8 protein-coding genes are annotated in these 12,861 nt (G+C 42.2%); 7 read left to right on the forward strand and 1 reads right to left on the reverse strand.

The genetic code is table 11. The features are described from left to right. The first annotated feature begins 131 nt into the window (after positions 1–131). On the forward strand, positions 132–1,988 hold the full coding sequence (locus V7K55_RS20160) for an ArnT family glycosyltransferase (RefSeq protein ID WP_334834387.1): 1,857 nt from the start codon (positions 132–134) through the stop codon (positions 1,986–1,988). Between the two features lie 57 nt (positions 1,989–2,045). On the opposite strand, the gene V7K55_RS20165 is transcribed toward V7K55_RS20160, so the two are convergent. Next, positions 2,046–5,279 carry an ATP-binding protein gene (locus tag V7K55_RS20165; protein WP_334834435.1) on the reverse strand — a complete coding sequence of 1,078 codons (3,234 nt, stop codon included), beginning with the start codon at positions 5,277–5,279 and terminating at the stop codon, positions 2,046–2,048. Positions 5,280–6,176: 897 nt separating this feature from the next. On the opposite strand from V7K55_RS20165, the gene V7K55_RS20170 reads away from it, so the two are divergent. From V7K55_RS20170 to V7K55_RS20195, 6 genes are all read left to right on the forward strand, one after another. Continuing rightward, a complete protein-coding gene (locus V7K55_RS20170) occupies positions 6,177–6,758 on the forward strand; it encodes a KaiA family protein (RefSeq protein ID WP_334834389.1) in 582 nt (193 codons plus the stop codon). Positions 6,759–6,862: 104 nt separating this feature from the next. Further along, the gene (gene kaiB, locus V7K55_RS20175; RefSeq protein ID WP_094328522.1) at positions 6,863–7,177 is read left to right on the forward strand and encodes a circadian clock protein KaiB; all 315 of its coding nucleotides are present in this window, start codon (positions 6,863–6,865) and stop codon (positions 7,175–7,177) included. Positions 7,178–7,445: 268 nt separating this feature from the next. Next, positions 7,446–9,008, forward strand: a complete 1,563-nt coding sequence (gene kaiC / locus V7K55_RS20180; protein WP_334834390.1) for a circadian clock protein KaiC — start codon at positions 7,446–7,448, stop codon at positions 9,006–9,008. A gap of 103 nt (positions 9,009–9,111) precedes the next feature. Further along, positions 9,112–11,298 carry a TolC family protein gene (locus V7K55_RS20185; RefSeq protein ID WP_334834391.1) on the forward strand — a complete coding sequence of 729 codons (2,187 nt, stop codon included), beginning with the start codon at positions 9,112–9,114 and terminating at the stop codon, positions 11,296–11,298. Positions 11,299–11,612: 314 nt separating this feature from the next. Then, positions 11,613–11,990: a hypothetical protein gene (locus V7K55_RS20190; protein WP_334834393.1), complete on the forward strand. Its 378-nt coding sequence runs from the start codon at positions 11,613–11,615 to the stop codon at positions 11,988–11,990. 311 nt (positions 11,991–12,301) lie between these two features. Beyond that, complete coding sequence (locus V7K55_RS20195) at positions 12,302–12,811, forward strand: hypothetical protein (protein ID WP_334834395.1); 510 nt, start codon at positions 12,302–12,304, stop codon at positions 12,809–12,811. Positions 12,812–12,861 lie beyond the last annotated feature (50 nt).

Here is a 12,861-nt window from a genome sequence, read left to right on the forward strand (position 1 = left end):
GACATTGTAGGCAGTGTCTACCCTACAGTTGGTAGAGTACTGAGTGGAGGAAAATTATTAAGTTAAAAACTCCGAAGAACAAAACATAGATAACCGACGACTATTGAGTAGTGATTGTTGACTATTGACTAATGAGCATGAATTTGAGTGTTAAGCACACTGTTGATCGGTGGTTCAACAAGATAGCAAAGAATCCAGCCCTGAGCGTAACTGTATCGATTTTGTGGTTAATGGTGATTGGCTGGATAGCTTTTGGGTGGAATTTGGGCAACACTGGCTTGATTGATGAGACAGAGCCGCTATTTGCCGAAGCTTCCCGTCAGATGTTCGTTACAGGTGATTGGATAACCCCATTTTTCAATGGTGAGACTCGTTTTGATAAACCTGCTTTAATTTACTGGTGTCAAGCGATCGCATATTACATGATTGGGGTGAATGAGTGGGCAGTACGCCTTCCTTCTGCGATCGCAGCATTCGGCTTAATTTGTTTAGCTTTTTACACCGTACAGTGGTATTTGACTAAACAAGACGAATTAGAGCAAGTTTCACGTCCTACTCGTCGCTACTTAACATCTTTTACAGCAGCAGCGCTCATGGCACTCAATCCCGAAACTATTATTTGGGCGAGAACGGGTGTCTCTGATATGTTGCTTACCGGATGTATGGCATCAGCTTTGTTATGTTTCTTTCTAGGGTATGCAGGGAAGGGAGCAGGGGGAGCAGAATCAATCACCAATACCCCATTCCCGAATAAGTGGTACTTAGCTTTTTATGTGCTAATTGCCGGAGCAATTTTGACTAAAGGCCCAGTGGGAATTGTCTTACCGGGGCTAATTGTTGGTGCCTTTTTGCTTTACGTGGGAAGGTTTCGAGAGGTATTGCGAGAAATGGGCCTCTTGGTGGGTATGCTGATAATTTTGGGTTTATCAGTGCCGTGGTATGCTTTGGTAATTTGGCGCAATGGCTGGAATTACATTAACTCCTTTTTTGGTTATCACAACCTGGAACGCTTTACAGAAGTAGTTAATGGTCACTCAGCACCTTGGTATTTTTATTTTATAGTGGTGCTGTTGGGTTTTGCACCATGCTCAGTGTATATACCAGTAGCAGTAGTCAGGCTTAAGTTTTGGCAGCGATCGCACTGGCGATCTGTTGAACGTTTTCAGCAGTTTGGTTTATTCGCCTGGTTCTGGTTTGCTAGCGTCTTTGGCTTTTTCTGCATTGCTGTTACCAAACTCCCTAGTTACGTGTTGCCTTTAATGCCAGCAGCAGCCATCCTAGTGGCGCTATTGTGGAGCGACTTTTTCCAGGATACAGAGGATAGACAAACAATTCCTATTTCCTCCTTTCCCACTTTTCTCCGAATGAGTGGTTGGTTGAATGTAGTGTTTTTATCAGTTCTGTCAACAGCACTGTTTAACATAACCCACATATTAGGTACTGATCCAGCTATAAGTAACTTCCATGAACTAATTCAAAAATCTGGTTTACCAGTAATAGCCGGCGTAATGTGGTTGATTTGTGCAATTTTAGTTGCGGGTTTCTTACTGAGTCGTCAATGGAAGCACATTATCAGTATTAATTTAATCGGGTTTGTGGCGTTTGTCATTTTTGTTTTAACGCCTGCTTCGTTTTTTATCGATCGAGAACGTCAATTACCTTTAAGAGAATTATCTGCGGTTATCCTAGAAGCAAAACAACCAAATGAAGAATTGATCATGCTTGGTTTCAAAAAGCCTAGTGTGGTATTTTATAGCCACATTCATGTAAATTATTTGGGATTTCCCCAAGAAGCTATAGAGCATATTAAAACCCAGGCTGCCAAAGGGTTAAAACCTCCATCGGTGCTGCTATTGGCTGAACAGAAAAAGTTTTTACAAATGGACTTACAGCCAGATGATTACAAGAGTTTATCGACAAAGGGTGCTTATAACTTAGTTCGAATTCCTTTTAAGAAAAAGAAAAGTGAAAAAATGGATATATCTTAAATTGTCACTAGTCATTTGTCATTTGTAAATAACCAATAACTAATGACCAATGACCAATTAACATTTACCATTGTAACCGTTGACAGCTAAGGCTTGATTGATCTGGTTTAAGAGGTCTTCCATTGATATGGATCGCGGTAATATTCGGGTAGCGATCGCACCAACAACAGTTTCTATAGATTCCAAACCATTCTTCTTCCGCTTGTCAATTTCGTTGTCAGCTACCCCAGCCGGAAAAGTGGTTTCTGAACGATTTAATCGCTGATTTAGTACTACAATCGGTGGTAATTTGTCAGGGGAATCTCCTAATGTTTTCAAGGCTTTTAGCACATCTTTGTGGATAGCGGATTCTCCTAAACAAATTAGCAGTAAGTCAACGCTTTGGTGGCGAATTTGTTGTAATACTTCTGCCCAACAAGGACTCATCGCCGCTTTAAAGCCTGCTGTTTGTAGGTACTGAATTAAAGCTTGGAACCACTCAGACCCCCGTTCAGCAGTTTCACTACTAATTGAGCAATTTTTTTCTATCTGATAACCCTTAGTTTGCTTGCGTCTTACCTGGGGAAAATCACGCAACATTGTCAAATCTACTACCAGGATGTTAGCAGGGCAGCAAATACCAGAAGCAATTTGCAATACTGACAATAAGGCATCTGTTTTATCAATGCGACTGCTGTTGTCTTTGCTAAATGGTGTTAAGTAAGGAAATACAGATAATCCTGGTATTTTAGAAGCGATGAGAGTAGTTGCAACATCGCAAGTAACCAGTGGTATAGCCGCCAAACGTGGATGTTGAATTAGTTGTTGTAGATAAATTTGGGCGATGGTACTTTCGACATCTAGCAAAATGACATCAAACTGCCATACCCGTGCTAAAAGTTCTGCCTGATCTAGATCGTCTACTTCAATCACCCGATGTTCTCGAAGTGAAGAGTGGGGATTTACTGATTCCAACTGGGGATTCACCAATCTGAGAATTCGCAGTGGGGTTTTCGGTGGAATAATCGCGCTATTGTCTAACCCTTGCTGCGTAGCTGCTTGTGCAGTACATAATTTTTCTAGAACTGGTGCTAAGACTTGATGCTCTACTGGCAAACTTAAGAAACCATCGGCTCGGTTAGCAAATGCTCGATCTTTTTCGGCTCCCGTCGCAGTCACAATTACAGATATATGACGGGTTGCGGAGTCGGATTTTAGTAAAGTTAGCACATCCCAGCCTGATAGTAGGGGTAATAACGGATTCAAAAATATTGCTATTGGTTGCAAGCGTCGAGCTTTTTCAACTGCTTCTGTCCCCGATCGCGCAATTACTACCCGATATCCTAAACCCTTGAGTTTGTCGGTCAAGTCTTCAATATATCGGGCTACTGCCTCGACTACCAAGACCAAGCGTTGCGAACTCGCGGGATGATGCTGTGTGTGTGTGGGCGTACCGCTCTGCTGACGAGTTGCTGCGGGGTTTTCCCGTGTCTGTTGGTGTCGCGTTTCCCCTTCTTCTCTGATTCCCATATCTGGCTCAGAAAAGCCTGTTTTTGGAGGAGTAGGCGGCAGAAGTAAGGTAAAGTGGCTGCCTTTACCTTCACGAGATAAGAAGCTGACATCTCCTCCGTGGAGGCGAGCCAAGGCCCGAGTTAATACCAGTCCCAAACCAGTGCCTTCAAATTGGCGGGTAAGAGGATTTTCCAGTTGTTGAAATTTTTGAAAGATTAAGTGTTGCTGGTGTTCAGGAATGCCAATACCTGTATCCCAAATTGTAAAGGCAATCCATCCTTCCCAACGACTCACCCGCAGCCCGATTTCGCCGGATATTTCGGTGAATTTAAAGGCATTGGAAAGTAAGTGGACTAGCATCTGGCGTAAGCGCAACTCATCTGCCACCATCTGATCTAAGCCTAGTTCAATAGAAAGGCAGAATTGGGGAGCAGTTGAGCGGGCATTTTCTTGAGTTTGGGATGTCGTTTTGGTAGTTTGAGTGTGGATGGCTTTGGCTTCTGATAAGGCGCGATCGCACACAGCCTGAATTTTCACCGGAGTTAGCGTCAAATCCATTTGTCCCGTTTCCATCCGGGTCAAATCTAAGATGTCGTTAACCACACTCATCAGGTGGCGGCCACTTTGATGAATCAGCCCCGCATAACGGGCTTGACGCTCGTTGAGTTCTCCCAACTGCTGATCCACAAGCAAGCGCGATAATCCTAAAACGGCAGTTAGGGGAGTTTTGAGTTCATGACTAATACAAGCTAAAAACTCGTCCTTTAGGCGATTTAGTTGAATTAAATCGGCATTTTTTGCAGATAATTCTTTGCAAAGCTGCTGCTGTTCAGTCACATCAGTAGCTAAAACTAACCACAAATCATTGCTGAGTAAAACCTCTGACTCAGCACTCATCACTTTAAACTCAGGACTATCTAAGGGAATTTTGGCAAATTGCCAGATTCGCTCCTGACCATTTTGCACTTGAACAACACAGGTACAAGTACCCACTTGACTATCCAAATAGCAGCGACTATATACAGAATCTGGTGATGCTTCTTGTTGAGTCAGTTCTTGTTCAGCACCACGCTCATTCTCCCTAGAATTGGGATGAACCTTGATTGCCCGTTGGCTGACATATTCTGATTTTTCGGAGGACTTAGGAACAAGTATTGCCTCCACCTGTTGCCTAACTCCTTCTGGATCTTTCAAGGCTCCTAATTGCTGCCACCAAGCGGGATTTCTGGCTAACACCTCGCCAGTACCAGTTTGCAACATCAAAGGCCAAGGTAGTCTTTCTAGCAATAGTATCAGTGGCTGGTGTCCTAATGACTTGGGTTTATTTGACTCCTGGCGCGACCTCTGGATGCCTGAACTTTCTAACCCAGCCATGCGTTCCTTAGCCAGCGATCGCAACAGGCGCGAACTATCCAACAACCCTAAATATCGACCATCAGAGTCAATCAGCGCCCAATCTAAGTTCTGGTGTTTTTCGCCTTGTGGATAACACAAGCGCAAGCTTAATTGCTCTACACGTTCAGAAGCTGATATTGTCTGTATTGGCTCAATTAAACCTTGACCCCAGATAGAGACAGATTGCTGTAAATTTAGATTTTTATTGTCACTATGTGCTAATAATTTTTGGATTAAACGGGCAGAATACAGCAATCCTATAGGGCATTGCTGCTGATTCAGTACTACCAAGCGATCGCACTGCTCTTGCTCAAAAATCTCTAGCACCACTGCCAAAGAAGATGTTTGGAGGCAGCTAGGTACGGTTGCCTGAAAGTCATAAAGCGGGTAATCTAGCATTAACATAGGGCTTTGGGGGTCATTCTTCCTGTGGAAAGCTCCGGCATCTCCATCTGCCAACTGTTGATGGTCTTTTCGCCTGAAGCCATATCCTCTAAGAAGACTCATATAAGCAACTCTGGTTATTTCAACGCCATTTAATAAAAAAACGGGGTTTCCCCTCACGGACACTTGCTTGCGGACAAGTGCATTTTTCCAAGAGGCGACGTTTCTGATTTATCGCAACTAGCCTCTCAGTTTATTACTGGTATTTAAACTCCTCATCGATAGCGACGGCTACAACAATTATGGCCCCAAAGATTCGCTTTAGAACCTTGAGGAATTATAATGATTTAGAATCCGACAATCCTTTAAGTTCGTTTAAGTATCTTATCAAGGAGCAAAATCAAAAAATCTATCTACTTGTATAGATAAATATGCAAATAATAAATTAGCTACTGTGTCTTGTTATGGCGACACATAGACTAGTATTTAATTTTTGAAATCTTACGTAGGGTGCATTGTTGTAGCGTACTGCGCTATCGTCTTACGTAGGGTGCGTTACGACGTTCCGTCTAGCAGACGCTACAAATACTTATATTTTTTCAAAAATCAAATATGATTCCTATAGTTAATTCATCATCAAAGACCTATTAAGTGCTACCACTCAGTTGCTGCACTAGATTGTTGAGTAAATAGCATAAGCAGGCATAAATAACTATCCAGTTGAAAAAGTTTCGTGCATCATAAGCAATATACTTCTTGCCTTCTGCCCTCTTGGACTATCTGCTAACACAGAGCCTGATTTTGGGGTAGAATCATCAGTTTACTGCACATGAAGTTATTCCCCTAGAAGCGTTAACCAAATTTATTAGCCCACGTTTCTTTGTCAGGGCATTGAGGAGATAGATTATTAAAGAGTAAATGTTATTACCGATATTGATTCTGCAACCCGAACTTAACAAATCTTTAGAGAATCTAGTTGGCTTGGCCAATCAAAGGGTTTTTAGTGTGTGGGCGTGGAAATTTATTGACGCAATTACTGCCCAATTTTGCTACTTACCTGTTACTGCAACTACCACTGGCGAAATCAAATATTTACCAAATTGGTCGCAGAAAAATCTAAGTAGCGCTTACACTAGCCAATACGTCTATGTATTTGCCAGTCAGATGCAAAAAAGCCAACAGCATTTCCAGGAGATGACTCCAGCAGAAAAGAAAGGATTATTAAGACAGCTTAAATCAGATTACAGCCTAATCCTTATAAACTATTTTACTACAGACAAAACACTAAAAGAAAAAATTGATAAATTTATCAATACTATATTTTATGCTAATATTCCTGTGCCCCAAATCATCGAAATTCACATGGAAATAATTGAAGAGTTTTCTATCCAGCTAAGAATAGAAGGAAGGAGCAATGAAACCTTACTTGATTACCGCTTAACGTTGATAGATATCTTGGCTCACCTGTGCGAAGTCTATAGAAGTTCGATTTCTAGATAACTTAAAATTATCAATGTTCCATTGGGAATAAACTAACCTTGTTAGTTATTCTTAACATGCAAACACATCCTGTACTTCTATGTGTATAACTAGCCTTTAAATATATGATTAAAGCCAAAAAAACCTACGTTCTCAAGCTTTACGTAGCAGGGAACACCCCTAATTCCGTCCGGGCATTAAAAACACTCAAAGATATTTTAGAACAGGAGTTTGAAGGTGTTTATGCTTTAAAAGTGATCGATGTACTAAAAAGCCCGCAACTGGCGGAAGAAGATAAAATATTGGCAACGCCAACATTGTCTAAAATTTTACCTCCACCCGTTCGCAAAATTATCGGGGATCTTTCAGATCGAGAAAGAGTATTGATTGGATTAGATTTGCTATATGAGGAACTTAGTGAAGGAGATTTTGAAGAGTAAAATAATTAATCCTGCAAGAGAACATTTATAAAGTAAATTTTAGCTGTGTAGGTAAGCCAGTTTATTGCTCTAATCAAGAGCGTTTGAACAGCATTCATTTCGGTGGATTACGGCTAAACATAAATATTTTTGCGCTCTTATTAGTTAGATTGTAACCTAACACACCCTACTTGCTTAAGATTTGGTTTATAAATATCCTAAAAAATTGAGTCCAAACTTACTTTAGTAATGAAATAAACAGTTTTTAATACCATTTTATTATCAAGCAATGAGTCAAAACGAGCAGATAGAACCAAACAAAACACCGAAAAATGGAGGTGTAGAAAAAATTCGCACGATGATCGAAGGATTTGACGATATTAGTCATGGTGGTTTACCAATTGGTAGAACTACTTTGGTTAGTGGTACTTCCGGTACAGGTAAAACTTTATTATCTCTTCAGTTTCTCTATAACGGGATCACCTACTTTGATGAAGCCGGAGTATTTGTCACCTTTGAAGAATCACCCAGTGATATAATTAAAAATTCCCATATTTTTGGTTGGAACTTGCCACGCCTAATTGAAGAAGGCAAGTTGTTTATTCTTGATGCATCTCCCGATCCAGAAGGTCAAGATATCGTTGGGAATTTTGACCTTTCTGCACTTATTGAACGCTTGCAATATGCCATTCGCAAATACAAAGCTAAACGAGTTTCAATTGACTCAATGACAGCCGTATTTCAGCAGTACGAGGCGATGGGAGTAGTGCGACGCGAGATTTTTCGCTTGGTAGCACGGCTCAAAATACTGAATGTCACCACTGTAATTACCACCGAACGTAGTGAAGAATATGGCCCCGTTGCCTCTTTCGGTGTGGAAGAATTTGTTTCTGATAATGTAGTAATTGTTCGCAACGTTTTAGAAGGAGAACGCCGCCGTCGCACAGCTGAAATTCTCAAGTTGCGCGGTACAACCCACATGAAAGGCGAGTATCCCTTCACAATTACTAATGAAGGAGTTAATATCTTTCCGCTAGGAGCAATGCGTTTAACTCAACGCTCTTCTAATACCAGGGTATCTTCTGGGGTGAAAATTTTAGATGAAATGTGCGGTGGTGGTTTCTTTAAAGATTCTATTATTTTGGCAACAGGAGCCACAGGTACTGGTAAAACCTTGTTAGTTAGTAAGTTTATTCAAGATGGTTGTCTGAATGGAGAACAGGCAATATTATTTGCTTACGAAGAATCACGCGCCCAACTATCTCGGAATGCTTCATCTTGGGGAATTGATTTTGAGGAATTAGAAGATCAAGGTTTACTCAAAATCATTTGTACCTATCCTGAATCAACTGGTTTAGAAGACCACTTACAAATTATTAAATCAGAAATTGCTGTCTTCAAACCAGCCCGCATCGCCATTGATTCCTTATCAGCATTAGCTAGAGGAGTAAGCAATAATGCATTTAGGCAGTTTGTAATTGGCGTGACGGGTTATGCTAAACAAGAAGAAATTACTGGTTTCTTTACCAACACAACTGACCAATTTCTAGGAGCGCATTCGATTACTGACTCTCATATCTCTACGATTACCGATACAATTATCATGTTACAGTACGTAGAAATTCGTGGAGAAATGTCGCGGGCAATTAACGTATTTAAAATGCGTGGGTCTTGGCATGATAAGGGCATTCGTGAGTATAATATCACTGCTGACGGGCCCGATATCAAAGATTCTTTCCGAAACTACGAACGGATTATCAGCGGTGCTCCTACTCGCGTTAGTATCGATGAAAAGGCGGAACTTTCTCGCATTGTCAGACGTTTTGAAGACAAACAGAGTTCCGAACCCTAAATTTAGTATCGTAGTATATTCTTTCCTAAGTTTAGTATCGTGCTATATTCTGTGGTGAAGAAAGGTTTTCTGCCGCTAGATTGATTTTCGTGTGAGGGATGCGGTGAAAGGACAGCAATTATTCTATAGCTTCTTGCCTGGTGTGACGGCAGCGGTCTTAACAACTCAGCCTGCTTGGGCTGGTACTGTAAAACTAACTGGGGTAAAGGTGGCTTCTTCTCCTAGTGTTTTGACTTCTACTTATGGTCAAAACTCGGTTGTAGACATGATGAATACCCAACTGCCAAATAGTGCAAATGTTAGTGTTCCAACCCTAGTACCCAGTTTTGGTTTCACTAAACTTAGTATGAAGCCTTTAAGTAATAACAGTATTCCAGCATTTACGGCTGGAAAGACTGTTGTGCCAATAAAACAAGTACTTAAGAAAGATGAAGGTAGATTTTTAAGTTTGACACCTACCTCTAATTCTTCCCAACAGCTAGATGTCAGCCGTTCTACTCAAAATCCCCAAAAACAGAGTAACTCAAGTGCTGATGGGCAGAAATCAGAGAGTATAGTAGTTCCCAACTACACTTCAAAACTCTCTTCTATCCAAAAAGAAATTTTGCCCCTGTCTTCTGCACAGCAGCCAGTGGTTCAAAAGATAAATACTGTTACTGAGTTGCAAGCATTTTTACAAACTTCAGCTAAAGGTGGAGAATCAGCGAAACTGTTGTCAGGGCAAAGATGCCAACAGGAGTCAGGGAAAAGTAAGACTGATTTCTTAGCGGCTTTGCGACTGGCTTCAAGCACCTGTTTACAACAAAAAGCTGTTGGCCGCATTGCTCAAAGTAATACCCCGATTCCCCCAGATTCTACCCCAACCACTGTACCAGAAGCTGTAACTTCTGCGCCTGGAAATTCAGTGCTACCTGCCACCGTGCCAGGAACCGTAACTCCTGCACCTGGGGGTTCAGTACAAGTTCCCAATAACCTGATTCCTAACTCAAATCCCTTGCAATTTCCCACCAAAGCCGAGGAAGTGACATTTCAGGGAAATCAGCCGATTACTTTGGCACAGGCTCTAGAGCTAGCACGGCGTAACAATCACGATTTACAGGTGTCGATATTGCAGCGAGAACGCAGTCGTGCTGCTGTCCGCGAGGCACAAGCTGCTTTGCTCCCCACTCTTGGTGTTAGTGCTGATATCACTCGCAGTCAATCTGCTTCGAGTCAACTTCAGGACGAATTATCCACAAAGCAAGGTTTCCCGTCTAACACAGGCTCACCTAGTACAGGTTTTAACGGTCAAGCACAACTGACATATAACCTTTATACTTCAGGGAATCGGGAAGCTACCATCAGACAAGCTGAAGAACAGGAGCGCTCTGATGAACTGGCTGTGGAGACTCAATACGAGACAATCCGCCTGAATGTTGCCACTGACTACTACAATCTGCAACAAGCAGATGAACAAGTGCGGATTAGCCAATCGGCTGTGACGAACTCTGCGGCTAGTTTGCGTGATGCAGAATCTTTAGAGCGGGCTGGGGTTGGTACACGGTTCGATGTGTTGCGATCGCAGGTGACTTTAGCAAATTCTCAACAAAACCTGACTAATGCTATCTCCCAGCAGCAAATTGCCCGTCGTCAATTGGCGACTCGGATCAGTTTGCCGCAGTCAGTTAATATCAGCGCCGCTGACCCTGTACAATTAGCTGGTCTTTGGAACCAGACCCTAGAACAAACTATTGTGCTGGCTTTTCAAAACCGTTCGGAATTGCAACAGCAATTGGCACAACGTAACATTAGCGAACAACAGCGACGGCAAGCACTTTCAGCACTAGGCCCTCAAGTTAGTTTGGTAGCTAGCTATAGCCTACTAGATCAGTTTAATGATAGTGTCAGCGTGACTGATGGTTATTCAGTAGGAGTTAGGGCAAGCCTAAGTTTGTATGATGGGGGAGCAGCAAGAGCAAGGGCATCTCAGGCAAAAGCTAATATTGCGATCGCAGAAACTCAATTTGCCGAGCAGCGTAACCAAATCCGCTTTCAGGTAGAACAAGCCTATTCTAACCAGCAATCTAATTTGGAAAACGTTCAAACCTCCAATACCGCTTTAGAACAGGCTAGAGAAGCTCTACGTTTAGCCCGTTTGCGATTCCAAGCTGGTGTAGGCACTCAAACTGATGTGATTAACTCTGAAAACGACCTCACGCAAGCTGAAGGTAATCGAGTCACAGCAATTTTGGGTTACAACCGCGCTTTAGCTCAATTACAACGGTCTGTCAGCAGCAGAGGATTACGCTAATTAGCCGAAACTCAACCGCGTCAATACTTTTAGCTGCTGTTGTGTTTTGTAATGCACTTTGTACCTGTCCTCAAGGCATCACAAGGGACTTCCAAATAAAAATAACCAATCAGGGGGCAGGGGGAGTAAGAAAAATATAATCTGAATAAATCGGATAGTTTGTTTTCTGGAAATCCCCAAAGTCAAGTAGCGTTTCTGATAAAAAGCTTCCAGAAACCTCATATTTTCAGTGTATTTGCTGAAAATATGAGGTTTTTTAGTCAAAATTGGACTAACATAACGGAGTGTTCGATCGCTCGCCCCGTCAAAGACTCATGACTAAAGTAACATCTCAAGAAATTGCACAGTTTCGCTCTCAATTGGCAGATGATCCCAGCGATATGGAAGCGCTGGATTTGATTGAAGACTGTGATGGAGATTTAGAAGATGCGGCAATGACACTAGCTATCCGAGTCGGACAACAACCAGAAAGGGCAAATTCTGAGTGGTTAGATGCCTTAGCGAGAAAATGGCGTGTGGTCATTTGCGAACAAGAATATCGAGAAGATTTGCTTAATAGTTCGCTTCAAAAGATGATGGAACATCTAAAAGCAATGCCGACGTTTCCGAAGATTTTGGCAGCGCCAGTTTTAATTTATGTCCTCAAGCAAGGGGCGAACAATTTTTGTGAACCACTAGATTCGCTCAAATGATCGGCCCATGTATATTTAACTTGTGCAAAACTGGTGCGATCGCCTTTCGCGGAGCGTCTTTGACAAAAGAAGGCGGGGCTTCTCTTTGAGACGCTAGGCGATCGCCCATCGCGGTTTGTGGTTGAATTTAAAACAGACCTAACCCCCAATCTTGCCAACAATGGAAGGGAAGCAAGAATCAAAGCCTTTCCAAACTCCTGTAGAGACGCGATTAATCGCGTCTCTACTCCTAGCCAATGCAAGATTGATTCGACCAAGACTGATACGCTGTTAATTAAGGCAAAACTTCTATTAGACAAATTGTAAAATCAATGAATTACCTTGTTGCCGTATTACCAGACCGCATTCAAGCCGAAGCTGCTTACTTAGCTTTAGAAGAAGAAGGCATAAACAGTACTATCCTGGGGAAGGGATATAAAACGGCTGACGAGTTTGGCTTAATTGACCCCAAAGACCAAGCTAAAAAGCAAGCACAACTGATGGCAACCTGGCTGATACCATTTGGCTTTTTTGCAGGTTTTACATTCAGCCTCATCACTGGTTTAGATACTTTTGCCTGGGCAGGTGAAGTTGGCAATCACATCGTTGGCGGACTGCTGGGTGCTGCTAGTGGTGCTATGGGTGGTGTCGTTGTGGGTGGCGGAGTTGGTTTACTCGTAGGTAGTGGTGATGCTTTACCCTATCGTAACCGTTTAGACGCGGGTAAATACTTAGTAACCGTTCAAGGCTCTGAAACTCTCACTCGGCAAGCAACCCGAATATTGCGTCAGTTTGATCCAGAAAATATCCAAGGTTATGCTGACCCAAATACTGTGTATTGAAGGAACTGCTAAAATGGGAATTAAAGTTAAAACCAAGATAGTTTTAAAGA

Origin of the sequence: Nostoc sp., assembly GCF_036919895.1 — a bacterium.
GTDB lineage: Bacteria > Cyanobacteriota > Cyanobacteriia > Cyanobacteriales > Nostocaceae > Nostoc.